At 72.8% G+C, this 23541-nt stretch carries 33 protein-coding genes; 17 read left to right on the forward strand and 16 right to left on the reverse strand.

Features of this window, described 5'->3' with window-relative positions:
* Window positions 1–10 precede the first annotated feature (10 nt).
* Together ACFPIJ_RS09510 and ACFPIJ_RS09515 are read left to right on the forward strand one after the other, a co-directional pair.
* Entirely contained in the window at window positions 11–508 is a 498-nt protein-coding gene (locus tag ACFPIJ_RS09510; RefSeq protein WP_380114321.1) for an HIT family protein, read from the forward strand.
* A gap of 27 nt (window positions 509–535) precedes the next feature.
* Window positions 536–1348 carry an alpha/beta hydrolase fold domain-containing protein gene (locus ACFPIJ_RS09515; RefSeq protein ID WP_380114322.1) on the forward strand — a complete coding sequence of 271 codons (813 nt, stop codon included), beginning with the start codon at window positions 536–538 and terminating at the stop codon, window positions 1346–1348.
* A 12-nt stretch (window positions 1349–1360) separates the two neighbouring features.
* Here the strand turns inward: ACFPIJ_RS09515 and ACFPIJ_RS09520 are convergent, their stop codons facing one another.
* The 4 genes from ACFPIJ_RS09520 to ACFPIJ_RS09535 form a co-directional block, all read right to left on the reverse strand.
* A complete protein-coding gene (locus ACFPIJ_RS09520) occupies window positions 1361–2356 on the reverse strand; it encodes a hypothetical protein (protein ID WP_380114323.1) in 996 nt (331 codons plus the stop codon).
* Window positions 2357–2385: 29 nt separating this feature from the next.
* The gene (locus ACFPIJ_RS09525; protein ID WP_380114324.1) at window positions 2386–3561 is read right to left on the reverse strand and encodes a hypothetical protein; all 1176 of its coding nucleotides are present in this window, start codon (window positions 3559–3561) and stop codon (window positions 2386–2388) included.
* An 82-nt stretch (window positions 3562–3643) separates the two neighbouring features.
* A complete protein-coding gene (locus ACFPIJ_RS09530) occupies window positions 3644–4558 on the reverse strand; it encodes a hypothetical protein (RefSeq protein ID WP_380114325.1) in 915 nt (304 codons plus the stop codon).
* 18 nt (window positions 4559–4576) lie between these two features.
* Window positions 4577–4708 carry a hypothetical protein gene (locus tag ACFPIJ_RS09535; RefSeq protein WP_380114326.1) on the reverse strand — a complete coding sequence of 44 codons (132 nt, stop codon included), beginning with the start codon at window positions 4706–4708 and terminating at the stop codon, window positions 4577–4579.
* 51 nt (window positions 4709–4759) lie between these two features.
* On the opposite strand from ACFPIJ_RS09535, the gene ACFPIJ_RS09540 reads away from it, so the two are divergent.
* A complete protein-coding gene (locus ACFPIJ_RS09540) occupies window positions 4760–5710 on the forward strand; it encodes a hypothetical protein (RefSeq protein ID WP_380114327.1) in 951 nt (316 codons plus the stop codon).
* A 13-nt stretch (window positions 5711–5723) separates the two neighbouring features.
* On the opposite strand, the gene ACFPIJ_RS09545 is transcribed toward ACFPIJ_RS09540, so the two are convergent.
* A complete protein-coding gene (locus ACFPIJ_RS09545) occupies window positions 5724–6122 on the reverse strand; it encodes a nuclear transport factor 2 family protein (RefSeq protein WP_380114328.1) in 399 nt (132 codons plus the stop codon).
* 58 nt (window positions 6123–6180) lie between these two features.
* Between ACFPIJ_RS09545 and ACFPIJ_RS09550 the strand changes: the two genes are divergently transcribed.
* Entirely contained in the window at window positions 6181–6750 is a 570-nt protein-coding gene (locus ACFPIJ_RS09550; protein ID WP_380114329.1) for a TetR/AcrR family transcriptional regulator, read from the forward strand.
* On the forward strand, window positions 6747–7622 hold the full coding sequence (locus ACFPIJ_RS09555; RefSeq protein WP_380114330.1) for a fructosamine kinase family protein: 876 nt from the start codon (window positions 6747–6749) through the stop codon (window positions 7620–7622). The genes ACFPIJ_RS09550 and ACFPIJ_RS09555 overlap by 4 nt, the downstream gene beginning before the upstream one ends.
* A gap of 4 nt (window positions 7623–7626) precedes the next feature.
* On the opposite strand, the gene ACFPIJ_RS09560 is transcribed toward ACFPIJ_RS09555, so the two are convergent.
* Window positions 7627–8463, reverse strand: coding sequence for a Rossmann-fold NAD(P)-binding domain-containing protein (locus ACFPIJ_RS09560; protein WP_380114331.1), 837 nt, complete (start codon window positions 8461–8463; stop codon window positions 7627–7629).
* 56 nt (window positions 8464–8519) lie between these two features.
* Here ACFPIJ_RS09560 and ACFPIJ_RS09565 point away from each other — a divergent pair, with 56 nt between their 5' ends.
* Window positions 8520–8942 (forward strand): MarR family winged helix-turn-helix transcriptional regulator, encoded by a 423-nt coding sequence (locus ACFPIJ_RS09565; protein WP_380114332.1) that lies wholly within the window; start codon window positions 8520–8522, stop codon window positions 8940–8942.
* A gap of 8 nt (window positions 8943–8950) precedes the next feature.
* On the opposite strand, the gene ACFPIJ_RS09570 is transcribed toward ACFPIJ_RS09565, so the two are convergent.
* Entirely contained in the window at window positions 8951–9640 is a 690-nt protein-coding gene (locus ACFPIJ_RS09570; RefSeq protein WP_380114333.1) for a TVP38/TMEM64 family protein, read from the reverse strand.
* Between the two features lie 40 nt (window positions 9641–9680).
* The gene (locus ACFPIJ_RS09575) at window positions 9681–10352 is read right to left on the reverse strand and encodes an MOSC domain-containing protein (protein WP_380114334.1); all 672 of its coding nucleotides are present in this window, start codon (window positions 10350–10352) and stop codon (window positions 9681–9683) included.
* A gap of 111 nt (window positions 10353–10463) precedes the next feature.
* Here ACFPIJ_RS09575 and ACFPIJ_RS09580 point away from each other — a divergent pair, with 111 nt between their 5' ends.
* The 5 genes from ACFPIJ_RS09580 to ACFPIJ_RS09600 all read left to right on the forward strand — a co-directional run bounded on the left by ACFPIJ_RS09580 (window position 10464) and on the right by ACFPIJ_RS09600 (window position 13659).
* Window positions 10464–10991 (forward strand): SigE family RNA polymerase sigma factor, encoded by a 528-nt coding sequence (locus tag ACFPIJ_RS09580; RefSeq protein ID WP_380114335.1) that lies wholly within the window; start codon window positions 10464–10466, stop codon window positions 10989–10991.
* Entirely contained in the window at window positions 10991–11776 is a 786-nt protein-coding gene (locus ACFPIJ_RS09585; RefSeq protein ID WP_380114336.1) for a hypothetical protein, read from the forward strand. The genes ACFPIJ_RS09580 and ACFPIJ_RS09585 overlap by 1 nt, the downstream gene beginning before the upstream one ends.
* Window positions 11777–11818: 42 nt before the next feature.
* Window positions 11819–12472, forward strand: a complete 654-nt coding sequence (locus ACFPIJ_RS09590; protein WP_380114337.1) for a hypothetical protein — start codon at window positions 11819–11821, stop codon at window positions 12470–12472.
* A gap of 35 nt (window positions 12473–12507) precedes the next feature.
* Complete coding sequence (locus ACFPIJ_RS09595; protein WP_380114338.1) at window positions 12508–12915, forward strand: nitroreductase family deazaflavin-dependent oxidoreductase; 408 nt, start codon at window positions 12508–12510, stop codon at window positions 12913–12915.
* 69 nt (window positions 12916–12984) lie between these two features.
* Window positions 12985–13659 carry a DUF6891 domain-containing protein gene (locus ACFPIJ_RS09600; RefSeq protein ID WP_380114339.1) on the forward strand — a complete coding sequence of 225 codons (675 nt, stop codon included), beginning with the start codon at window positions 12985–12987 and terminating at the stop codon, window positions 13657–13659.
* A 4-nt stretch (window positions 13660–13663) separates the two neighbouring features.
* On the opposite strand, the gene ACFPIJ_RS09605 is transcribed toward ACFPIJ_RS09600, so the two are convergent.
* The gene (locus ACFPIJ_RS09605; protein WP_380114340.1) at window positions 13664–14023 is read right to left on the reverse strand and encodes a VOC family protein; all 360 of its coding nucleotides are present in this window, start codon (window positions 14021–14023) and stop codon (window positions 13664–13666) included.
* Window positions 14024–14148: 125 nt separating this feature from the next.
* Here ACFPIJ_RS09605 and ACFPIJ_RS09610 point away from each other — a divergent pair, with 125 nt between their 5' ends.
* Both ACFPIJ_RS09610 and ACFPIJ_RS09615 read left to right on the forward strand, forming a co-directional pair.
* Complete coding sequence (locus tag ACFPIJ_RS09610) at window positions 14149–14460, forward strand: antibiotic biosynthesis monooxygenase family protein (RefSeq protein WP_380114341.1); 312 nt, start codon at window positions 14149–14151, stop codon at window positions 14458–14460.
* The gene (locus ACFPIJ_RS09615) at window positions 14457–15128 is read left to right on the forward strand and encodes an alpha/beta fold hydrolase (RefSeq protein WP_380114342.1); all 672 of its coding nucleotides are present in this window, start codon (window positions 14457–14459) and stop codon (window positions 15126–15128) included. Before ACFPIJ_RS09610 ends, ACFPIJ_RS09615 begins: the two co-directional genes overlap by 4 nt.
* A 58-nt stretch (window positions 15129–15186) precedes the next feature.
* Here the strand turns inward: ACFPIJ_RS09615 and ACFPIJ_RS09620 are convergent, their stop codons facing one another.
* The 4 genes from ACFPIJ_RS09620 to ACFPIJ_RS09635 form a co-directional block, all read right to left on the reverse strand.
* Window positions 15187–15753, reverse strand: coding sequence for a dihydrofolate reductase family protein (locus ACFPIJ_RS09620; protein ID WP_380114343.1), 567 nt, complete (start codon window positions 15751–15753; stop codon window positions 15187–15189).
* A gap of 30 nt (window positions 15754–15783) precedes the next feature.
* Window positions 15784–16668: an SRPBCC domain-containing protein gene (locus ACFPIJ_RS09625; RefSeq protein WP_380114344.1), complete on the reverse strand. Its 885-nt coding sequence runs from the start codon at window positions 16666–16668 to the stop codon at window positions 15784–15786.
* Between the two features lie 20 nt (window positions 16669–16688).
* Window positions 16689–17267, reverse strand: coding sequence for a helix-turn-helix domain-containing protein (locus tag ACFPIJ_RS09630; protein WP_380114758.1), 579 nt, complete (start codon window positions 17265–17267; stop codon window positions 16689–16691).
* 77 nt (window positions 17268–17344) lie between these two features.
* Window positions 17345–18037: a TetR/AcrR family transcriptional regulator gene (locus ACFPIJ_RS09635; RefSeq protein ID WP_380114345.1), complete on the reverse strand. Its 693-nt coding sequence runs from the start codon at window positions 18035–18037 to the stop codon at window positions 17345–17347.
* 59 nt (window positions 18038–18096) lie between these two features.
* Here ACFPIJ_RS09635 and ACFPIJ_RS09640 point away from each other — a divergent pair, with 59 nt between their 5' ends.
* Together ACFPIJ_RS09640 and ACFPIJ_RS09645 are read left to right on the forward strand one after the other, a co-directional pair.
* Window positions 18097–18480, forward strand: a complete 384-nt coding sequence (locus tag ACFPIJ_RS09640) for a VOC family protein (RefSeq protein ID WP_380114346.1) — start codon at window positions 18097–18099, stop codon at window positions 18478–18480.
* Window positions 18481–18499: 19 nt separating this feature from the next.
* Window positions 18500–19285 carry an alpha/beta fold hydrolase gene (locus tag ACFPIJ_RS09645; protein ID WP_380114347.1) on the forward strand — a complete coding sequence of 262 codons (786 nt, stop codon included), beginning with the start codon at window positions 18500–18502 and terminating at the stop codon, window positions 19283–19285.
* Between the two features lie 116 nt (window positions 19286–19401).
* On the opposite strand, the gene ACFPIJ_RS09650 is transcribed toward ACFPIJ_RS09645, so the two are convergent.
* The 3 genes from ACFPIJ_RS09650 to ACFPIJ_RS09660 form a co-directional block, all read right to left on the reverse strand.
* Window positions 19402–19857, reverse strand: coding sequence for a hypothetical protein (locus ACFPIJ_RS09650; RefSeq protein ID WP_380114348.1), 456 nt, complete (start codon window positions 19855–19857; stop codon window positions 19402–19404).
* Window positions 19858–19997: 140 nt separating this feature from the next.
* Window positions 19998–20381 (reverse strand): RidA family protein, encoded by a 384-nt coding sequence (locus tag ACFPIJ_RS09655; protein WP_380114349.1) that lies wholly within the window; start codon window positions 20379–20381, stop codon window positions 19998–20000.
* 10 nt (window positions 20382–20391) lie between these two features.
* Window positions 20392–21066: a VC0807 family protein gene (locus ACFPIJ_RS09660; RefSeq protein ID WP_380114350.1), complete on the reverse strand. Its 675-nt coding sequence runs from the start codon at window positions 21064–21066 to the stop codon at window positions 20392–20394.
* Between the two features lie 59 nt (window positions 21067–21125).
* On the opposite strand from ACFPIJ_RS09660, the gene ACFPIJ_RS09665 reads away from it, so the two are divergent.
* The gene (locus tag ACFPIJ_RS09665; protein WP_380114351.1) at window positions 21126–21932 is read left to right on the forward strand and encodes a hypothetical protein; all 807 of its coding nucleotides are present in this window, start codon (window positions 21126–21128) and stop codon (window positions 21930–21932) included.
* Window positions 21933–21983: 51 nt separating this feature from the next.
* Window positions 21984–23540, forward strand: coding sequence for a hypothetical protein (locus ACFPIJ_RS09670; RefSeq protein WP_380114352.1), 1557 nt, complete (start codon window positions 21984–21986; stop codon window positions 23538–23540).
* The last annotated feature ends 1 nt before the right edge of the window (window position 23541 follow it).

Genomic DNA, 23541 nt, shown 5'->3' on the forward strand with positions numbered 1-23541 from the left:
CGTGCGCTGGATGGACGGGGAGCAGCCGGCGAAGACCGTTTTCGACGTCGATCAGTACCATCGCCTGGTGCAGGACGGGCCGTGCTTCGTCTGCGCGTTCCTGAGCGGGCATCCGGACTACCGGCACCACAGGGTGTACGAGGACGAGGACACCGTCGCGTTCCTGGCCCGGTATCCCACGCAGCTGGGGTACACGCTGGTCGTGCCCAGGGCCCACGTCGAGAGCTGGGTCGAGCAGCTGGAGGAGGACGAGTTCCGGCGCTTCCAGGGTGTCGTGCACAAGGTGGCCCGGGCGGTGGCCGCGACGCTGCCGACCGAGCGGATGTACTCGATGAGCCTGGGCAGTCAGCAGGGCAACACCCACCTGCACTGGCATGTGGTGCCGCTGCCGCCCGGGGTACCGTATGGACAGCAGCAGTTCCACGCCGTGATGGCCGAGCACGGCGTCCTGGCCGTCGACGACGCGGCGCAGGCCGAGCTCGCGCGGCGCATCAGCGCTCACCTCTGACGCCGATCCGACCAGGAAGCTGATTCCATGACCGAGTTTCATCCTGTGCCCGAGCCGCGCAAGACGCTCACCCACGCCGGCTGTATCGTCTCGGCCCCGCTCGGGTACCGCCCGCTCCAGCTCGACCTGCACGTGCCGCCGGGGGACGGCCCGTTCCCGGTGGTGCTCTGGATCCACGGCGGCGGGTGGCTGATGGGGAGTCGCGTGTGGACGGTCGACCAGCAGTTCCACGAGCGCATGGTGGCCCGGGGGTATGCCGTCGCCGACGTCGACTACCGGCTGGCGCTGGAGGCCGTCTGGCCCGCGCAGCAGGCTGACGTCGACGCGGCCGTCCGCTGGCTGCGGCACCACGCCGCGGCGCTGCGGCTCGACCCGGACCGCTTCGCCGTGCTGGGCGAGTCGGCCGGCGGTCAGATCTCGGCCATCGCGGCGCTCACCGGCACCGGCGACGCCGCGATCCAGGCCGCCATCACCTGGTACGGCCCGGTCGACCTCTCCAACCTGCGCGACCAGGAGGATCCGCTCGCCTTCCCGGCGCTCCTGCTCGGCGGCCCGATCGGGGAGCGCAGGGCGTTCGCGCGGCTGGCCAGCCCGCTGCACAACGTGCACCCGGACGCACCGCCGTTCTTCCTGATCCACGGCACCGACGACGACACCGTCCCGTTCGCGGAGGCGGTCGGCTTCGCCGAGGCGCTGCGGGCCCAGGGGGTGCGCTGCGACGTGCTCGCCGTGGAGGGCGCGGGGCACGTCTTCACCGGCGCGTCCGTCGAGGTCGGCACCCTCACCGAGGCCGGCGCGGACTTCCTCGACAGCGTCTTCGACCGGCCCGGCGCCGGCTGAGTCCGTAGCCCCTCATGCAACGGGCCCGAGGTCCCGGGCGTGCTTGTGGAAGCCCCACCGCGCCGCGATGTCGGCGGCCTCAGGGCGGGTCTGGTCCGGCACGTGCCACGGCAGGCCGCGCACCCACCGGTCGACGATCGCGGCCCGAGACGCGGTGGCCGCGCACCACGGCACGGCCCTGGTCACGAGGGCGTGTTCGATGCCGCTGACGGTCACCGGCGCCCAGTCGCACGACGTGGACAGGACCCGCCGGCCGGCGGTGACGTCGGCAGCATCGAGCTCGAGGACGTCGACGGCGAGCCTGACCAGGGCGTCGGTGATCGTGCCGTCGTCGTTGTGGTGGCCGAAGCCTTCGCGGAGCGCCACGATCTGGACCAGGTGCTCATCGGGCAGCAACCGGTAGAAGGCGGGGCCGGGGAGCCGGCCGGTGAAGCCGTGCCCGCTCATGACGGTCGCCACGTCGTCGGCCACCGCAAGCACCACGGCCGGCTGCAACGGCCGGCGCCGGGGCAGCGGCCGCGGATCCCGGTTGATGTCGAGCAGGGCCCGGACGGCGGCCGCGTGGACGTCCGGCAGTGCCAGCGAGCTGCGGACCAGCACGACCTCACGGTCGGTGTGCTCCACCGCGTCGATGCCGGGCTGGTCGGTCAGGGCGTCCTCGAGCCCGTCGGCGGCCACGTCGGCGTACGCCCACACCGCGTCGTCGAGACCGACGACCGTGTTGAACCCGTCCTCGTCCTCGACCTCGAGGCCGTCGACGGTGACGATCCAGCGCAGGTCGGTCACGTCGAGCGGATCGCCGGCGTGCCGGGGCACGGGCCGGGCTCCGGCGAGGGCGTCCCCGACCGGGTCCCCGGCTGACGGCGGCCGGCGGGGCGGCTGGGGCGGCCGCCGCGCCATGAGCACGTTCAGCAGCGCCCAGATGATGACGCCGGCGGCGAGGAACAGCCTCGGCACCAGGAGGAGCCTCCACGACAGCCGGGCGTCCACCACCGCACGATCGCGCATCCGGCCGAGGCCGCGCAACCCCGGGCGGTTCAGGCGAACGTGACCTGGAGCTTGCCGTCGGCGTCGAGGGCGACCCGGCCCTTGGCCGCGAGCTGCGTGTCGCCGGACCGGCCGGTCAGCACCTTGCCGTCCACGGCAATCTTGACGTCCCAGTGGACGACGCCGTCGGCGGCCGAGAACGTCACGGCCCCGGCGTCGGGCGTGAACGTCCAGACCGGGACCTTGGTGATCGTCACGGTGACGTCGGCCCTGGCGGTCATCACGGTGACGATGTCGCTGACCAGTTTGCCGGGCGGCGGGCCGGAGGAGACCGGCGACAGCTCGAAGATTTTGACGGCAGGGCAGCCCGACCCCGGCTGGAAGTACTTGGCGGCGCATTGCTGCAGCGCTGCGGCGACGGCCGCGTCGGCCTTGGCCTGGCCGTCCGCGGACAGGCTCGGCGGCGGCAGCGTGACCGTGGCGGTGGCGTCCGGCGACGGCACGGCCGCGGCGGTGCGGCCGGCGAGCAGGGCGTTGCCGTCCACGGTGACGGTGTACGCGCCCGGAAAGGCCGAGCCGGCTCCGGCCGGGTCGACCGCGACCCCGTTGACCGTGATCCGTGCCTGGTCCGCGGCCGCACCGCTCGCGAACGAGAGGCGGACGAACGGGGACACCAGCACGAACCCGCGGCCCTGCCGCCGCGCCGTCAGCGTCTGGGCGACCGTTGCGCCGTTCGCCTGGTACCGCACCGCCAGCGTGGCCGTGTCGCCGGCCTGGGTGACCTTGGTGACCGCCATCGCCCGCGGCCTGGCCGCCGGGTCGCTCAGCGCGGCGGCGGAGAGCAGCGGGTTGGAGGTCGGCAGCTGCGCCACGACCGAACTCGCGTCGACGGCCTGCAGCGCGCCGGTCGCGTCCCCGGCGGCCAGGCGGGCGAAGTACTCCCTGGCGGCGTCGCGCGGATCGGCCGCGAACACCCGCCACGCGACCACACCACCTGCCGTGAGCAGCACGAGCACGAGCGCGGCGGCCACGAGCAGCACGCGCCGCCGCCGGGGCCGACCGCCGTCCGGACCGTTTTCCTGCTCAGCGACGCCGGCCGCCGGCTCGTCCTCCGCCGCCGGTTCGTCCTCCGCGGCCGGCTCGTCCTCCCTGGGCGGAACGGAGGCGGACGCCGGCAACGACTCGGGGGCCGTCTCGGCGTCGCTCGGTGTGGGCGCGTCGGTCACGCCGACAGGATAGGGACTTGATCAACACGACGTCGCCCCGCGCACCAACTTCGACGCCTGCCCGTTACCGGCCCCGCTCCGATCAGTGGATCAGCGCGGAGGTCCTGAGCGCGGCCCGGCGGCGCGCGATCGCGACGTCGAGACGGCCGCCGAAGCCCGGTTGGTTGGTGCCGCTGCGCAGCCGCTGGAGCTCGTGCAGCGCCGGCACGGTGCCGAGGCGTTCCAGCGTGTGGACCGCGGCGTACGCGATGACCTGGCTGCGTGGCCCGTGGCCGGCGACCTTCTGCGCGGCGTGCTGGGCGAGGCGGCCGACGACCGCCGCGTCGCCCGGGTCCGGCGGGACGGTGGTCAGCAGGAACAACAGGCCGCGCAACGCCAGCGCGTTGTGCGGGTCGAGCACCTCGTTGGCGTCGTGCCGGTCGTCGTCGCGCAGGCGGAGCGTGCGTGGCCGCGGCACCAGGTCGAACCAGCGATGCATGAGCGTCCGGCACCTGGAGACGCCGAGCTCGCCGGCGACGGCCGCGGCCCGGCGGGCCCAGCCGGCGGCCGGGTGGGCACCCTTGGCGGCGAGCGCGTGGACGAGCAGGGGTCGATCGGCGGCCTCGGCGTTGGCGGTCTCGGCCCACGACTCGCCGACGTTGAGCGGGTCGGTCGCGGTGCCGAGCCACGGTTGCAACGCCTTGGCCCAGCTGGAGAACCGCATCGCCGACCGCCGTATCACCGCCAGCAACTCCGGCGGGACCGCGCCGGTCTCCCGCACGGCGACCTCGGCCAGCACGCGCAGCTCGTCGGGCAGGCCGGTCACGTGCCGGACGGCGGCGTCGATGAGGCACCGGCCGGCGCGCCAGGACAGCGCCGCCGGTTCGAGGCCGCGTGCCAGCCAGTGCAGGAGCGCGTCGACCGGGACCGGAGGCGCCGCGGCGGCGGCCCGGCCGGCGACCGCCAGGATCAGGGCGTGCCGGCGCGGCGGCGGCAGCACCTCCACCGCCATCCGCACGGCCGCTCCGTCGTAGCGTCACACGTCCCCGTTGTGCACCGCGAGGTCGACGAGCTCCTCGACGAGCGCGCCGTCCTGCTCCCCGGCGACCAGGCTCCGGACGTGCGCGACGCGATGCGGGTACTGGTCCTGCGACATCGGCCTTGGCATTGCGACAGCCTAGGACCGGTCCGATTGCCTCGTGGTGCTACCCAGGTAGGCATGGGAATGCGGCCCGTGGCGCGGCAGCAGCTGGAGGAACAGTACCGGCGCATGGTGGGGCAGGCGCAGCAGCGCAGCGCCGCCAACTGGCGGCACGCCGTCCAGGTCGGGCAGGCGCTCGGGCTGGGGGAGCCGCTGGGCCTGTACCACACCGAGGTCACCCCGCCGTTGGGAGCCCGGCGGGTGCTGCTCCTGCTGGCTCCCATTCCCGTGTTCGCGGGCGCCGCCGTGTTGCTCCTGCTGTGGGCGCCGGACGCGGCGGTGCCGATCCTCGGCGTCTCGCCCGTCCTCGCCGGTGCCTACGTCGTGGTGTGCGTCGTGGTGTCGCGGCGCGGCCGGTTCACCCGGTGGCTGTACGGCTACCCCGGCGGCCTGGCGGAGGTCGACCCCGGCGCGCCGCCTCGGCCGGTGCGCTGGGACGAGGTCACCGACGTGGTCGACCACTGGACGTCGGACGGATCCGAGTCGCAGTCGATGTGGTCCTATGAGGGGTTCCTGCTGACCGTCGGCGATGGCCGTACCGTGACGATCCCGGCGAACTATCAGAACGCGCTGGATCCGTACGGCCCGGGCGGCGGGTTTTTCGCCGCACTGCTGCCGGCCGAGGTCGCCGCGGCCTTCCCCCTGGTCCGCCCGATCGCCGACCTGATCACCGAGCAGGCCGTGGCCCGGGTGGTGGCCCGGCAGGTCGAGGCGGTGCGCGCCGGCCGCGTCGTCGGGCGCGGCGACGTCCGGGTGACCCGCGACGGGATCATCGGCCCCAAGGACGCCGCGGCCGCACCGTGGGCCGCAGTCGAGCGGATCGAGCTGTGGCCCGGGCGCGTCAGGGTGCGCCTGACGAGCGGCAAGACCCGCAAGTACAACAACTACCGGGACGGATCCGGCTACGCGGTGCTCTGCCGGCTGTTGCTGGCGCTCGGGGTGAACGCGTCATACGAGGCCCGCGGCTGAACCGCAGGATCCCTCATGGCTGCAGCGGCACGCGGCGGGGCCGGATGACGCGGTGCGTGATCCGCCAGCCGTGGTCGCCGAGCTTGACCGTGTCCTCGTAGGTCCCGCTGGCGACGGACCCGTCGGACATGACGCCGAGATACTTGGACAGCGCCAGCACCGTGCCGTCCGGTGCCTCGCTCAGGACGATGTTCGTGACGTGGTGGGCGAGCGGGTTTGCCGCGCCGAGGGCGAGTCCGGCTTCCCGGAGATCGGCCAGCCCGGCGAGCATGCCGCCGCCGAGGGCGGTGACGTCATAGGTGACGTCCTCGGTGAACAGCCTGGGCATGCCGGCGAAGTCGCCGCGGTCGGTCAGATGGCCGTGCAGGTTGATGACGTCTTCGATGGCGAACCGGTCCTCGGTGGTCAGCATCGCTTCCCCTCCACAGAAGTGGGGTAGTCCCCGTTTCGTTGCCGTACCATATTCGGGGATGTCCCCGGATGGCAAGCGCCGACCTCGGTCCGACGCACAACGCAACAGGGAGCGCCTGCTCGTCGCCGCGCGTGCGCTCGTGGCGGAGGTCGGCAGCGAGGTCGCCCTGGACGACGTCGCCCGGCGCGCGGGTGTCGGCAACGCCACGCTGTACCGGCACTTCCCGACCCGCGCCGAGCTGCTTGCCGCGCTGTACACCGACGAGGTGACGGCGCTGTGCGACTACGGCGGGCGGCTGCTCGCCGCGCCGGCCCCGATCGAGGCGCTCTTCGCCTGGCTGGACGCGTTCGTCGCCCATGTGGCGACCAAGCGACCGCTCGCGCTGGCGGCGACCGACGTCCCGGACGGCCGGCGCACGCCGATGTTCGAGGAGTGGCACGCCGCGATCACGGCCACCGCAGGCACGCTGGTGCGGCGCGCCCAACCGGCGCTGCAGCCGGACGTCACGGTCAAGGACCTGCTGGCGCTCGCCAGCGGCGCGGCACTCACCACCGACGTGGACAACGCGCGCCGCCTGGTCGGGCTGCTCCGCACCGGTCTGGCGGCCGCGGATGGAGGACCCACGTGACCCGCTTCCTGCTGGATTGCCTGCTCCGGGCCGGGATGCAGGACGTCGTGTCGGTGCGGCCGGCGGCGGGTGGGCTCGCCGCGCTCGCGGGCATCGCCACCCGCCGGGACGCGCCGCCGGTGTTCGTCAAGGCGTTCGACGAGCCGCCGGCGGACGACGTGTTCGCCGCGGAGGCCGAAGGGCTGACCGCCCTGCGCGAGCTCGGCGGCGTGGCGACACCCGAGGTGATCCTGGTGGACCGGGAGCTGCTGGTGTTGCCGGTGCTGCAACCGCGGCCGGGCAGCGAGGCGTTCTGGGAGCAGTTCGCGCACGTGCTCGCCCGCCTGCACCTGGGCACGACCCATCCTCGGTTCGGCTGGCACCGCGACAACTGGCTGGGCCGCCGCCGGCAGATCAACACCTGGGACGACGACGGCTTCGCCTTCTTCGCACAGCACCGGCTGCTGCGGTGGCTCGGGCAACCCCGGGTCGACGCGGCGCTGGACGCCGGGGACCGGGCGGCGCTGGAGCGGCTGTGTCAACGGCTGCCCGACCTGCTGCCGGAGCGGCCCGCCTGCCTGACGCACGGCGACCTGTGGGCGCAGAACGTCATGTCCACCGAGGACGGCCGGCCCGCGCTGATCGACCCGGCCGTGTCCTACACGTGGGCCGAGGTCGACCTCGCCCACGTGTGGTCCACGTCGCCGCCGCCCGAGGCGCGACGGTTCTTCGAGGTGTACGCCGAGCTGACCGCCCTCGACGGCGACTGGCCGGCCCGCATGCCGATCATCCAGCTGCGGCAGCACCTCGCGGTGCTGGCCCAGTTCGACGACGACTGGGGCGCGGCCGACCAGATCCGGGCCACCCTGGCCCCGTTCCGGACGCGGACCTGACCCGTCAGCGCCACTCGTCGAGGTTCGCGGCGACGAACTCGCTCACCGACGTCGGGCGCCGGCCGGTGATGCGTTCCACGACCGGGGTCTGCTCGGCGAAGCCGCCGGCCCGGACCCGGTCGTACAGGTCGATGAGGATGTCCGTGGTCCATGCGTCGAGGCCTTCGACGGCCTGCCCGGGCGGCGGGTCGTCGGCGCGGACGGCGACCCCGAGGTGGGCCGAGAGCGCATCGGTGACGGCCTGGACGGGCAGTGCCTCCGGCCCGGTGATGGTGTACGACTGCCGGTCGTGCCCGGCCGGCGAGACGAGCGCGGCCACCGCGACCGCGGCGATGTCCCGTGCGTCGACCCAGGCGATGGGCGCGCCGCCGGAGGGCAGCCGCAGCACCCGGTTGACGCGGATGTCGTCGCGGTAGAACCGGGGGTCGGTCAGGACCTGGTGGAACCAGGACGGCCGGAGCAGGGTCCAGCCGGCGGCGCGGCCGGTGACCGCGTCCTCGACCCGGCGGGCCCACTGCCCGGCGGGCAGCCCGTCCGCGCCCTGCTCGGACAGCAGCACGACGGAGGCGTCCGGGTTGAGGTCGATGAGGCGGGCGACGTGCTCGGGCGCCTCCGGCACGTCCGGCCGCATGAGGTAGACCGCGTCCACGTCCTTCACGGCGCCGGGCCAGGTGTCCGGGTCGTCCCAGGAGAACGCGGTCTCCGCGCCCGGCTGGGACGAGCCTTCCCGGACCGCGACCCCGGGGTGTCGCCGCAGCTGGGCGACCACTTCCCGGCCGGTCTTCCCCCGGGCGCCGGTCACCAGCACCGTCCGTCGCGGCGAGATACTTGATTGACTCATGCATCATGCTAGACACAGATACTTGAGGCAATCAAGCTCTTTGGTACACTGATCGCATGGCCGTTCCGTCGGGCCCGGTGCGCGCGTCGACCGACGCCGAGCGGGCCATGTTCGACTTCGTCGACGCCTACGACCGTGCCTACGAGACCGCCGCCACGCAGCACGGGCTGAGCGTCGCGCAGGCCTGCGTCCTCGGCCGGCTCACCGACCCGCGCGGCATGCGGGAGCTGGCCGACGAACTCGGCTGCGACGCCTCGAACGTCACCCAGATCATCGCCCGGCTGGAGGGCCGCGACCTCGTGCGGCGGCACACCAACCCCAGCGACCGGCGGTCCCGGCAGATCGTCCGCACCGGCGCCGGCGACGCGCTCTACGCCGACTTCGAGGCCTCGTTCGCGTTCGCGCGCGCCGCGATCGCCAACCTCACCGCCGAGGAGCAGGACCAGCTGGCGACCCTGCTCCGCAAAGCCCTGGCCTGACCCGCCGCTCAGGACGCGTCGACGGCCGCAGGGTCGGTGGCCTTCGGCTCGGTGGCTTTCGATCTCCGGCGCCGGCGCCGCTCGGCCAGCAGCCCGCCGACGGTGAGCACCAGCAGCGTGGCGAGGGCCGCCCACATCGGCCACGCGCCCGGCTGCCAGCCGTAGGCGCCGACCGTGACGTAGGCGGTCGTGGCCGGCAGGATGCCCACCGCCGTCCCGGCGATGAAGTCGCGCAGCCGGACCGCGGTGAGCCCGGCGAGATAGTTGACCGCGGTGAACGGCACGACCGGAATCAGCCGGGCGACGATGATCGTGCGCAGCCCGTGCCCCGCCAGCAGGGAGTCCAGGCGGTCGAGGCGGCCGCCGGTGAGCCACCGCACGGTGTCACGGCCGAGCAGCCGGCCGAGATGCAACGCCGCCACGGCGCCGAGCATCGCCCCGGTGACCACGATGACGACGCCCGCCACCAACCCGAACAACGCCCCGGCGGCCAGCGTGAAGACGGTCTTCGGCAGCGGCGACAGCGACACCACGGCATACAGCGCGCTGAAGGCGACCGGCGCCCACCAGCCGAGCCCCAGGACACCGCTGCGCAACCGTTGCGCATCCGGCACGCCGACGACGAGCGCTGCGGCAACGACCAGCGCCAGCAACGCGACGAGGCCGGCGACACGCAACAGCCGGGCGCGAACGGTCATGATCCCATCATGCCGTTGAGCGCCACGCCCCGCAGGCCGGCTACCGCCGCCGCGGCGGGTGGAGCCGCTCCGACAGCGTCTCGCGCAGGTCATCGGGCAACCCGTCGATCTCCAGCAGCTCGGGCAGCAGCTCGGGTTCGGTCATGTACGCCCGGAACGCCCGCGCGATCGTCACCCCGTGCGCCGGACGGTCCTCCACGATCACCGGGTCACCGGCCCACACCGTGCCCGGCTCCAGCACCCGCAGGTACGCCCCGGGACGGACCGCCCGCGCGAAGGTCTTCAGCCAGCGCGGCTCGCCCATCTTGTGCTGGAACGTGACGCACGGGATGCGCCCGAAGGTCGGCTGGAGGACCAGCTGCGGCCCGATGCGCCACCGCTCACCGATGACCGCGCCGTTGACGTCGAGGTCCTCGGTCGTCAGGTTCTCCCCGAACAGCCCGTTGGCCAGCCGCCGGGTCAGCCGCGCCTGCCACCAGTCGTAGTCCTCCCGCGCGTAGGCGTAGACGGCCTGGTCGTCGCCGCCGTGATGCTCGGTGTCGCAGACCTGGTCACCGACCAGCCCGCTGCCCAACCCGGTCGCCTTGGGCCCCGGCGCGCGCACGGCGACCAGATGGTCGACCGGCCGCTTGTTGATGCCCGTGACACCGACGCGCTTGACCGGGTTGGGCTCCGGCGCCGCCGCCACGTTGACCGAGAGGATCCTGCTCACGCCCGGCAATCTAACGTCCACACCCGCGAGCCGCTGCGCAATTTCCACCGTCCGCCGAGGCAACCCCGGCGGGCGCCGCACCGGTCAAGGACTGGTGAAAGGGGGCAGCCCGTGAACCAGGAGATCGAGTCCGAGCTGCACGAGTACGTCGAGAGCCGGTACGCGCACCTGCGCCGCACCGCGTTCCTGCTGTGCGGCGAGTGGCACCGGGCCGAAGACCTCGTGCAGACGGCCCTCGCGAGGGTCGTGGTGGCGGCGCGGCGCGGGCGGGTCGAGAGCCTCGACGCGTACTCGCGCCAGGTGCTGCTGCGGGTGTACCTCGACGACAACCAGCGCGGGTCGCGGCGGCGCGAGCGGACCTGGGCCGACCCCGCCGGCGCCGCCGAGCCGCCGGCGGTGGCCGGGGACCGGGCCACGGCGCTCACGGTGCTGGCCGCGCTGCGCACCCTGCCGGCGCGGCAGCGCGCGACCATCGTGCTGCGCTACTGGGAGGACCGCAGCGTCGAGGACACGGCTGCGGTGCTCGGGGTCAGCGAGGGCACGGTGAAGAGCCAGGCGGCCAAGGGACTGGCCGCGTTGCGCCAGCTGCTCCCCGGAAGCCTGGCGGAGTTCATGTTCAGCGATGGAGGTGTGGTCTGATGCCGCTCGACGAATTGCGTACGACCCTGAACCAGGCCGCGGAGCTGGACGAGCCACCGGTCGGCGGCGGTCCCGCCGCGGTGTTCGCCCGGGCCGACCGGACCCGGAACCGGCAACGGATCGCGACGGCGGTCAGCGGGATCGTGGTGCTCGGCGTCGTGGCCGGCGTCGCCGCTGTGGCCGCCGACCGGTCGGGTGGAGCGCCCACGGCCGGGCCGGCGGCGGTGGTGTCGGCGGGCCCGCCGACCGCCCCGACCCTGACCTCGGCGGCGCCCAGCCCGCGCACCCGGCCGTCCGACGTGCCGGCCGACGTCATGCTCAACACCCTGCTCAGCCTGCTACCGGCCGGCCTGACCGTGTCGGAACCGTACAGCCAGAAGGGTTTCGCCGAGGTGGTCCTCAACGACCCGGCCGGCCGCGGCAAGGTCCAGATCAATGTGCAGCCGGGCTTCAACCGTGTCGTCCCGTCCGGCCGCGTCGTCGGCGACGACCCGATGGACGTGTTCACCTGCGCCAAGCGGCGCGATCCGGCCGGCACCCAATGCACCGGGTCGACGCTGCCGGACGGCACGATCGTCGTGCTGACCGAAGGCCCGTCGGAGGACGCCGGCCACGACCGGATCCAGCGGCGCATGGCCGACGTCTACCGGCCGGACGGGGTCCGTGTCGTGATCGGCACCTGGAACGCGGTGCGCGAGAAGACGAACACCGCGACGCGTGCCGAGCCGCCGCTGACCGTGCAACAGCTGCAGGCCATCGCCACCGACCCGGCCTGGCCGGTCTGACCCGGCCTTCACCCGACCGGCGAGCGGGCGCAGACTGGTGGGGTGAGGTTCGAGGGGATCATCGGCGAGCACGAGCCGGACCCGCTGCTGCAGCGGCTCGAGCAGGCGCGGCGCATGCCGGTGCCGGTGCTCGGCCTGGTGCCCCAGCGGCATCTGGAGGACTGGGGTGCGATCGGCGTGGCGTCCGGGACGCGCGCCGACGTGCTTGAGTCGTGTGAGGTCAGCCTCGGCTACACACTGTGGCGCAACCCGGACGACCCCGACGACCCGGTGAACCTGGCCGAGCTGGCCGAGCCGCAGCGCCGGGCGCTGGAGGAGGAGCCGCCCTGGCCGCGACCCCAGTGGCTGGTCGGGCAGGTGCAGCGGATGCGGTACCCCATGCTCTGGGAATGCGTGCGGACCCAGTGGAGCCAGGAGCCGGGTGGGGCCGGCACCGTCGAGGCCCTGCTGGTCGCGCACGTGAACCACGTGCTGGTCAACCAGTTCCAGGATGCGCCGCCGGTGGACGAGCGGTGTGTCGAGCCGCGCATCCCGGTCGTCGTGGACGGCACGGCCCGCGACGGCTTCCGGCTCGACACGGACCCGCACGTGTACGGGGTGGCCGCGGCGCTCGGCGCCCGCACGGTGCTGACGGCGGTGGTGCCGCGGGACGCCCTGCCCTACGTGCGGGTCGAGTTCGAGTCACGGCCGGTTTAGGCCTGGGTCGAAGGAGGGGTGTAAGACTTGCGTTCATGAGCGACTGGAATGACAAGATCATCGAAGAGTTCCGCGCGAACGAGGGCCGGGTCGGCGGCAACTTCGAGGGCGCACCGTTGTTGTTGCTGCACACGGTGGGCGCGCGCACCGGCCAGGAGCGGGTCCACCCGGTGATGTACCAGAAGGTCGACGCCGGATATGCCGTGTTCGCCTCCAAGGGCGGCGCGCCGACCAACCCGGACTGGTATCACAACATCCTGGCCCAGCCGCAGGTGCAGGCCGAGATCGGGACCGGCACGGTCAAGCTGGCCGCCCGGGTTGCCGAGGGCGAGGAGCGGGAGCGGATCTGGACCGCGCAGAAGGCGGCGTACCCGGGCTTCGCCGACTACGAGAGCAAGACCAGCCGCCAGATCCCGGTCGTCGTCCTCGAACCCGCCGGGTAGCCACTGGTCCCGCCCCGCGAGGCGGCCGCCCGCCGGCCGCCTCGAAGGGCGTCTGCCATGATCTTTGGTGTGAGCGAGTGGGCGTACAACGACCGTCCCGACGGGGTCAGGTTCCTTGCCGAGCGGATCGCGGAGCCGGGGCGGGCCGAGATCGAGGACGAGATCTGGGCCTGGATCGTGCGCGGCGAGGACGACGCTGCCGAGTTCGTGGACTACCTCGAAGATGACGATGAGCGCCACGGCGCCACCGACGAGGAGCTCGCGGCGGCCTACGAGAAGGCGCTCGACGTGCGGCGGGCCCAGCAGCGCGGATGGGGTCCCGTGCAGAGCAACCTGACCGTCGCCTTCACCGAGCTCAACCAGCTCGGCGTGCTGGCGAGAGAGAACTTCAGCTGCTGCGGCACCTGCGCCGCCGGCGAGATCCACGACGAGCGCGACGAGTCGCGGCACTGGCACGGGTACCTCTGGTATCACCAGCAGGACACCGAGTCGCTGATGTCCAGCCCGACCGGCTCGGTCTACCTCGGCTACGGCGTCTACCCGCCCGAGGACTTCGACGAGGCGGCCTACGAGGCCCTGTCGGAGGCCGAGCAGCGGGCCGGCTACCAGGCCGACCTGGAGCGGCTGATGGACGAGACCGTGTTCCCGGTGCTGCGCCGGCATGGCATGCAGGTCGAGTGGAACCGGAAGCAGTCCACCCGGATCCTGGTCACCGGCGCGCGGTGGTACGCGCAGCTGACCTGAGCCGCTACGCGCGGTCCGGGGCCGGTTGGACGAGGCAGAACTCGTTGCCCGCGGGGTCCTGCAGGACCTGGAAGCCGCCCTGCTCGTCCACGATCAGCTCGCTCACCACGGCCGCGCCCAGCTCCACCGCCCGGCCCGCGGCGGCCGGGATGTCGTCGACCTCGATGTCCAGGTGCAGCCGGTTCTTGACCAGTTTCGCCTCGGCCACCGGCTGGAACGCCAGCCGCGCGAAGCCCGGCGGCTGCACGTGTGACCATCCCATTGCCCGGTCGACGGGTTCGCCGCCGAGCAGCCCGGCCCAGAACCGGACCAGCTTCGCCGGCTCCTGGCAGTCGACCACGATCTGATCCAGGCGTGCGCGCATCGGACCAGGTTAACGATCCGTTCCGCCGACGAAGAACGCCCCGCGCCCGGCAGTTGACCGGGGGTACTTCCGCTGGCGGCGGACAGATGGAAACATCGGTTCGCACAGTGGAACGAGGGGGTCGCATGCACGTCGTCGTCAGCCAGGCCTGGACCAGGGACGCGGAGGGGCACGCCGACGCGTACATCGCCCTGTCCGCGCGGTTCGCCGACTACTTCGCCGCCCATCCGGGCTTCCGGGGCCGGTGGCTGGTGCGCGACGTCGAGGACCCGACGCACTTCACCCACATCCGGCTGTTCGACACGGCCGAGTCCTACGCCGAGGCGACGCGCACTCCCGGCTACGTCGAGCACACCGAGGCCATGTACGAGCACCTGCGCCCGTATGACACCTACCCCCGCACCATCGGCGAGGTCGTCCTGGAGGACCGGCCGTGACCGTCTTCGTCCTCGTGCACGGTGCCTTCCGCGGCGCCTGGTCGTGGTCGCGCGTCCGCCGGTTGCTGACCGCCGCCGGGCACGAGGTGCACACGCCGTCGCTGACCGGGATGGGCGACCGCCGGCACCTCACCGCCGAGCCGCCCACGTTGGACACCTGGGCCCTCGACGTCGCCAACCTGCTGGAAGAGGAGGACCTGCGCGACGTGGTGCTCGTCGGGCACAGTCAGGGCGGTGTCGCGATCGCCGCCGCCGCCCGCAGGTGCGCCGACCGGCTGGCCCGCCTGGTCTTCGTCGACGCGCCCGCGCCGCTGCCGGGCGAACGCGCGGCCGCCCTGCTCGGCCCGGTCCCGGACCTGCCGCGGGACCTGTGGCTGCCGCCGAAGCCGATCGCCGCCGACCCGTGGCTGGACGCGGACACCGTCGCGTGGATGAACGCCCGGCTGTGCCCGACCCCGCTGGCGCCGTCGCTCGACCCGATGCCGGACGAGACGCCGGCTTCGGCGGCGGTGCCGCGGCGGTACATCTTCTGCACCGCCACACCGCCCGGGTATCCGGCGTCCGTCACGCTGGAACGGTTGCGCGCGCTCGGCGAGCCGTTCCAGCTCATCGACAGCGGTCACGACGCACCGCTGAGCCGGCCCGCGGAGCTTGCTGCCCTGCTGTGACAGCGCGAGCGCGGCGGCGGGAACTCCCGCCGCCGCGCTCTGTGCTGCGTTCTGCCGGTCAGGACGCTGCTGCTGCCCGCCGGTAGGTGAGCCCGAGCACGCCGTTGCCGAAGGCGACGCTGCCCGCCAGCTCGAGGGCGCGCGACTCGGGGACGTCGAACAGGGTGGTGCCGCCGCCCACGAGGAACGGGTACACAGTCAGCCGGTACTCGTCGACGAGGTCGTGCCGCACGAGGGACCGCAGGAAGCTGATCCCGCCGTACGCGGCGATGTCGCCGTCCCCGTCGGCCTTCAGCTTGGCGATCTCCTCGACGAGGTCGCCGCCGGCGATCGTCGTGTTGTCCCAGTCGGCCCGTTCGAGGGTCTTGGAGAACACGACCTTGCGCCCTTTGTTCAGGATGTCGGCCGTGGGATCGCCGGTGAGGTTCGGGAACCAGCCGGCGAAGCCCTCGTAGGTGACCCGACCGAAGATGTGGACCTCGGCGCGCTGCTGCACCTCCGCGGTCCAGGCCGCGTGCTCCGGGTCGTCGGGGACGGAGCGGCAGAACTCGAAGAACGGGCTGCCCAACTCGCCGATGATGCCGTCGAGGGAGTAGTCGCCAACCCCCACCACAAGGTTGCGCATGAGTGTGTTCTCTCCTGTCGTTGTGGACGGTCAGTTGATGGTCATGAGTTCGTCAGGCAGGCCGTCGACCTTCACCTCGACCCACCTGGGGCTCCAGTTCTTGCTCTCGTGGTAGCGGCGCAGCTCCGCCAGGCCGCCGAGCAGGCCGAGCCAGCCGTCGTACGGCGCCGGCTGGGTCTCGTCGAATCCACTGTGGACAAACGTCAGCCGGGTGCGGCCGCCCGAGTCGGCCAGCTCCCAGGTCTGGACCATCTCGCCCCAGTCGATCGACATCGAGTGCCCGGGCTCGATGGCGGTGATGTGCGCGGGATAGCCGCCCGCCTCGAAACCGCCCATCGCCCAGCGGCCGCCCGGGTACAGCTCGACGTCGACCTTCACGCCGGACCACCGGGCGAAGTGCTCCGGCTCGGTCAGTGACTCGTACACCGCCTGCCGGTCGGCGTCGATCAGCACCTCGGTGCGCAGCTCCTTGCTGGTGAAGTCGCAGTGCGCGACGGGCTGCCGCCCTTCGACGTGGTCGGCGAGGTTGGCCAGGGCCAGCGCCCAGTAGGTGTGCATCAGGCTGCGGCTGCCCGGGGTCGTCAGCATCTCGGGCCAGCCGGGCACCTCGGTCTGGGTGAGCGTCACCAGGGTCGACTCGCGCTCGCCCGTCTCGGTGGCCAGCGCGAGATCGACGTTGGTGGTGACGCCGTCGAGGTCCCAGTCGAACCGCAGCGTGCTGTCGTCGACGTGCAGCAGGCGCTGGTGCGGGACGTCACCGTCCGGCGTGCGGCGGCCCCAGAACTGGAACCGGTCGGGCAGGTCCACCTCGGCGTGTTCGGCGAGCCAGACCCGCAACGCCGTCGGGTCGGTGAGCGCGTGGTGCACCGCACTGCGCGGGGCGTCGATCCGGATGCGCTTCTGCAACGTGGCCATTGGTCGTCTCCTTGCCGGAATCAGCCGGCGTCGTGGGAACGGTCGGGATAGCAGGCGACGGCGAGCTTGAACCCGTCTCCGTCGGCGCCGCCGTACTTGGTGAAGAGGTCCTGCAGGGCGGTTTTCAGGTCGGCCATGAACTCGGCGCGCTGGTCCGGCCGCACCCTGATCTCGCCGGAGACGCCGAGTGACGGCAGCTCCGGCGCGCCGACGGGTTGGGCTGCCCGGCTGTGGAGGGCGGCGACGTCGGACTGGACCTCCTCCATGAGGTCGAGGAGGTAGCCGAGGCTGGCCTCGTCGCGGTGCTGGCGCTGGCCGATCCGGCCGACGAGGCGGGGGGAGAGCCAGTAGGCGCGTGCGGTGGCCTGGTAGACGCCCTCGTTGATGCCGCGCACCCGGCGCTCGGCCACCTGGGTGACGATGCCGTGCTCGACGAGCCGCTTGACGTGGTAGTAGACGCGCTGCTGGGTCTGGTCCAGCCGGGCCGCGACCTCGGTGCACGACCGCGGCTCGGCCAACTGGCGCAGCACCTCGATGCGGTGCGGTTTGAGCAGCGTCTCGGCCTGCTCGACGCGCTCCAAGTACAGGAGGTCCTGGATCACAAAAAGTATCCTGTACGTACAAAATCTTTTTGTCAATCGCCCGCACGGGGCTCCGGGCCGGTGGGTCGGGCCGGTCAGTCGTTCGGTAGGAGGTCTTTCGGGAGCAGGGCGGCGGTCATGAGCCTGGTGACGCGGTCCTGCCACTGGTCGAGGGTCCAGCCGCAGGCGTCGGCGAACTGCAGGTAGGTCTCCACGTTGGCGAGGACGAAGGCCACGTCACGGGCCTGGTCCACGGTCAGGGCGGGGTCGAGGGCGCCCCGGTCGGCGATGAGCTGGACGAGCATGGCGTAGGCGGTGCGGGTCTGCTGCTGGCTGGTGTCCCACTGGGCGGCCAGTTCGGGGTCGGTGCCGGTGGCGCCGCGGACGACCCGCATGAGCGGGGCGACGCGCTGGATGATCGTGCGGCCGTTGGCCAGCCACAGCTGGATGACCCGCCGCGGGTCGGGCTCCTGCCGGATCTCGGCCAGCCAGGGGCGCTCCAGCAGGGGGACGGGCTCGTCATCGCCGACGGCGGCGACGTCCAGCGCCTCCTTGAGCAGGGTGCGCTTGTTCTTGAAGTGGAAGTACACGGTCTGGACCGCGACGCCGGACTGCTCGGCCACCTGGTCGAGCAGGGTCGCCCCGTAGCCGTGCGCGACGAACTGCTCGGTGGCCGCGGCGATGATGCGCCGGCGCGTGGCCCGCGCCTGCTCGGCCCTCGTCGCGCGCCGGGGGACCGCACCCGTTGCGCTGTCGGGTTTCTTCGACCGGTTGACAGCATCCACCATTCGCTAGAGTCTACTCTAGTCACTTACTAGAGGCGCCTCTAGCGAAAGGAGTGGGTGAGATGTCTGAACTCTCCGGCTTCCACCACGTCAAGCTGCCCGTCGCGGATCTGGACCGCAGCCGAGCCTGGTACGGCGAGGTCCTCGGCCTGCAGGTGGAGATCGAGTTCACCGAGGACGGGGTGCTCAGAGGTCTTGCCCTCGCCGATCCGACCGGTTCGCTCCGGCTGGCGCTGCGCCTCGACCCGGAGCGGTCCGCCGCCCTGGCCGGCTTCGACCCCATCGCCCTCGCGGTGCCGAGCCGAGCCGCCGTCCAGGCGTGGCGACACCGGCTCGACGAGCTGGGCCAGGCCCACGGCGGCGTCGTGACCGGGCACAACGGCGGTTCGGTGCTGATCGGGCTGCACGATCCCGACGGCATCGAGATCCGCCTCTACGCCGACTAACCCAAGAGGAGAAACCAGCATGACCCTGACGATTCCGGAACTGACCCGGTGGCGCATCGACGGCGCCGAGGTTGCCTACACCGACTCCGGCGGCGACGGCGCGCCCCTGTTGCTGATCCACGCGGCCGGGTCCGCCGACTGGTTCACGCCCCTGGCCGCGCTGCCCGTGCTGGACCGGTACCGGGTGATCCGCATGGTTCGCGCCGGGTACACCGGTGCAGCCGCGCCGGGCGGGCTGAGCATCGCCGACCACGCCGGGCATGCCGCGGCCCTGCTGCGGCACCTCGGTGCGGCACCCGCCCACGTGCTCGCCCACTCGTCGGGCACGACGATCGCCATGCAGCTCGCCTTCGACCATCCCGACCTGGTCCGCACGCTCATGCTCAGCGAACCCCCGCTGGTCGACAGCCTGGCCGCGCCCGAGGACCTCGACGTGATCCACGCCATGCTGGGTCCGGCGATCGGGGCGGCGATGGCTGCGACGGCGCGAGGTGACCTTCCGGCCGCGTTCGACGTCTTCATGGCGGCCGTGTGCGGTCCGTCGTTCCGGGAGGTCATGACGAGCGCGCTCGGCGCCGACCTGGTCGCGGCCGCCGAGGACAGCAGCCGGTGTCTCTTCACCGGCGAGATCCCCGCCATCAACGGGTGGAGCCTCGACCGGCAGGCCGCCGCCCGGCTCCAGCAGCCGGTCCTGCTGATCCAGGGTAGTGCCAGCCCGCCGCCGTTCCACCGGCTCGTGGCCCACCTCGCCGGGCTGATCTCCGGCGCCACGGTCGCCACGATCGACGGCGGCAACCATCTGTAATCTGTACCCGTTCACCGCGCCCGAGCAGCTCGCCGGACTGATCACCGTGTTCTGCGGGCAGGCTGCCTGACGGTGGAGAGCGGTGACCGTCCCGGCATCCGGGGCGGTCACCGCCTTTACGGGGCGGGGAGCTGGTGGCTGGCCCGGTCGACGAGGATCGTGGCGCCGACCAGCACGGCGAGGACGACCGCGGCAAGAATCAGCCAGAGCGGGTGGAACCCGTCCTCGAATGCGCCCCGGCCGAACGCCAGGGGCGTGAGGAACAGCAGCCAGGTGCCCTTGGCCGCGACGTTGGCGCCGCGGCGCTTGCCCTGCTGCATCAGCCGGACCCCGACGAGCCCGACGACACCCATGATCAGCACCGGGACGCCCATGATGATCGACGGCGCGGTGTTCTTCGGCCCTGCCACCCCGGCAACGACGAACAACGTGGCGGCAAGTCCCAGGTTGAGCGCCGCGAGCAGCGCCGCCGCGGCGATCCCGAGTTTGACGGTGCGCTGCACGGCGTCGCCGGCAGGCCTGGCAACGGCCGGGTTGTCGTGCAAGGTAGCCCCCGTGAGCTCGACGGTCATCGAAACGCCCGGACCCTATCAACCGCGGGCCCGGGCGGCTGCCCCGTTGGCACGGCGAGAGCGATCGCAGCGGTATGTTCGCGGCGGCGTGCTGTGGAAGCCGCTGCGTCGGCTGGAGGGTGACGGCAGCCGGCAGGCCGTCAGGCCACCGCGAGCGCGTCGATCTCCACCCGGAACGCGGGATGCACCAGGCCGCTCACCTGGACCAGCGAGCTCGCCGGCGGCGCGGCGGGGTCGATGAACTCGTCGCGGACGCTGCGGAAGACGGCGAGGTCGGCGAGGTCGGTCAGGTACACGGTGAGTTTGACGACCCGGTCCAGCCCGGAGCCGGCGGCGGCGAGGGCCGCGGCCAGGTTGGTGAACACCTGGCGGACCTGCGCCTCCGGGTCGTCCGTGCCGACGACCTGGCCCGCGCCGTCCATCGGCACCTGGCCGGACACGGCGACCATCGTCCCGGAGAAGCGGATCGCGTGGCTGTAGCCGTTGACCGGTGGCAGCCCGTCCGGCCGCGTGAAGTGCTCCACGGGTCCAACCCTAGGCGACGGCGGCCCGGGCGGCCTGGGCGGCGCGGGCCTGGCGCTTGCCGTACGTGATGGTCCAGGTGATCAGGCCGACCAGCACGACGTAGGGCAGCACGTTGGAGACCACGACCATCGCGTCGGTGGACAGCTGATATGCCAGCACGATGCGCAGCAGGGCCTCGGCGCACATCGCCACGCCCCAGACGATGGTGATGACGCGTTGGGTGCGGCGGAAGTTGGGGTACTGCCACAGCCCGTTCCACCAGTCGATCGACTCGGGGGTGCCGTTGGTGGCGAACCGCCGGCCGAAGTAGAACATCAGCGGACGGGGTGCGAGCAGCGATCCGAGCAGGACGACCCCGAACAGCCCGGTGACGACGGACTCCTTGATCAGCAGCAGCCGCGGGCTGTTGAACCCGAGCGCGGCCACGACGCCGAGCCCGAGGAAGATGAGCACGAAGATGCTGAACTCGTCGATCTTCCGGCGGATCGCCAGTGACAGCACCGTCTCCAGCACCGGCCACACGCCGCTGATCAGCAGCGCGGGCACCTCGCCGACGCCGCGGTCGGTGAGCACGCTGTAGGTGACGATCGGCAGCACGATGTTCAACACGATGGTCGGCACCCAGCTGAGCAGCGCGCCCCGCAGCCCGGCGCGCGGCACGGACGGGGCAGACTCGACGGTCATGACATCCTCCTCGGGATGTAACACTTAGGCTCACGATCGTGAACGGGAGCGTATCATCAATGGACTCCGTTCTTGGTACCTCGCGGGGCCGATCCGTCCGCCTGGTCCCGTTTCTCTTCGGCGTCGCGGGCCAGGACGAGCTGCCCGGCCCGGCGCTGCTGCGCCTGCTCGGCGACCTCGGCCTGTCTCCCGGAGCGGGCCGGGCCCTGATCGCCCGGCTGCGCGGCGAGGGCCACCTGAGCACCACCCGCCGTGGCCGGCACGTCAGCTACCGGCTCGACGGCGACCTCGCCCGCGGCTTCCACCGGCTCCGGTCCGGGCCAACGGCGGAGGTCACCTGGCCGGGGCACTTCCACGCGCTGGTGTACCAGGTGCCGGAGGACGAGCGCGCGTTCCGTGACCGGCTGCGCCGCGCCGCGATCCTCAAGGGCTTCGGCATCCTGATCCCGGGCGTGCTCATCAGTCTGCACGACCGGTTCCACGACCTCGCCGACGTGCTGCAGGAGGCACCGGCCTCGGCCCGCATCCACCCGGCCCGCCTCCAGCTCGCCGAGCCCGACGCCGCGTCGGCCGCGGCGGCGGCCTGGGACCTGCCGGCCCTCAACGAGATCCTCCGGGGCCACGTCGCCCGCCTGACCAGCGCGCCGGCGGTCCCGCTGCCGACCGGCGCGGCGGCCCTGCGCGAACTCAACGACCTGCTGGGTCCGGTGTACGTGGACATGCTGCGCGCCCCGGTGCTGCCGGCCCAGCTGCGGCCCGCCGACTGGGCGATGCCGGAGCTGCGCGCCGAAATGGGCCGGGTGTCACGGGCACTGCACCAGCCGGTCGCCGACCACCTGGCCGCGGTGACCGGCGAGCGCCGATAACGGTCGCGCAACGGGGCTGATGGCGTCGCCGAGGAGCCGGATGATGTGCCAATGGAGCGCACCTCCGGTATGCGGCACGTCGCGGTCGCCCTCGCCTGGATGACCCATCCGGTCACCGTCGGCGCGGTCGTCGTGCTGCTGGTCAACGATCATTTGCTGAAGGCGGCGTACCCGGGAACGGTCACCGGCAAGCTGAGCGACGTCGCCGGGCTCGTCTTCGCCCCGGCGCTGGTCGCCGCGGTGCTGTGCCTGCTCGTCCCGCGCGTGCCGGCCCGGGTGGCCGCCGTCGCCGGGCTGGCCGGCGTCGGGCTCGGATTCGCCTGGGTGAAGGCCACGGCGGCCGGGGCCGGGTTCGCGTCGGCGGCGTGGAGCCTGGTGCGGCCGTCCACGGTGCTCGCCGACATGACCGACCTCGTCGCGCTGCCCGCGCTCGCGCTCGCCTGGTGGACCTGGACCCGTGTACGCACGGCCGAACTGCCGGAGCGGTGGACCCGCACCGTGCGCGCCGCGCTGGTGCTCCCGGTGGCGGTGCTCGCGGTCGCCGCCACCAGCGCCCCGTACTACCCGGCCGTCGCCCGGGTCCAGGTGGTCGACGGCCGGGCACTGGTCGGGCTGTACAACGGCTACCACGCCCTCAACGCCGACCCGGCCGCGGAGCCGCGGCCGTACTCCTGGGTGTCGACGACCGATGGCCGGACCTGGGTGGACGATCCCAAGTCGTCGGAGACCTCGCCGCCGGCCCCCGAGCCGCTGCGCACCCAGGCGTGCGTGCCTGACACGCCGGCGCACTGCTACCGCGTCGTGCCCGGGCGGATGGCCGTCGAGGAGACCGTCGACGACGGCCGGACCTGGCGGCTGTCCTGGGAGGTCTCGGACGGGCGGCGGGAGTTCCTGGCCAGGCAGGTCGACGACCTCAAGTCGACCCGCGTCGACCTGGTCTCGGCCGAGGTGGCCGTGCTGCCGGTCACCGGCGGCCACCTCGTGCTCGTCGCCAACCGGCGCGACGGCCTCGCCGTCAGGTTCGCCGACGGGACGTGGCAGCGGGTCGGGGTGCCGGCCGAGACCGGCTCGCCGTCCGTCGATCCGCTTGTGGGAGCCGGACAGCACGTCTGGCTGGAGTTCGCGTTGGCCGGATCGGCGGTGCCCGTCCTGGTCTGCCTCGCGCTGCTGCCGGTGCTGACCCGCCGCCGCCGGCTCGCGGCGGGAGCGGCCGGGCTGACCGTGCTCGGCTCGCTCGCGCTGCTGTTCGGGGTCGCCGCCGGCACGTGGTTCGCCGGCATCTTCGGGATCGTGGTCGCGATGTCGGGTCTGGCCTGGTTCCTGGCGACGGTTGCCGATGACCGGGGGCTGCGCTGGTGGCATCCGGTGGGTGTGCTGGGCGTGGCGGTGCTGACCGCGGTCGGCATCGGCTGGCCGTTCTACGGCTGGTCGGCCGGGAACCCGGACGGCTACGACACAGCGGCCTGGATCGCGGTTCTGGTGGCGGTCGGGGGAGCGGTGGTGTCCGCGGCGGTCACTCTGGCCGCCCGGCTCCGTGGCCCGCGGCCACCCCGGCCCGGCACGCAGTACCTGCTGACAGACGCCGAGGCGCAGGCCTGGCGGGGCTGAC

The organism is Dactylosporangium cerinum, assembly GCF_042653625.1.
In the GTDB taxonomy this organism is placed as follows: domain Bacteria; phylum Actinomycetota; class Actinomycetes; order Mycobacteriales; family Micromonosporaceae; genus Dactylosporangium; species Dactylosporangium cerinum.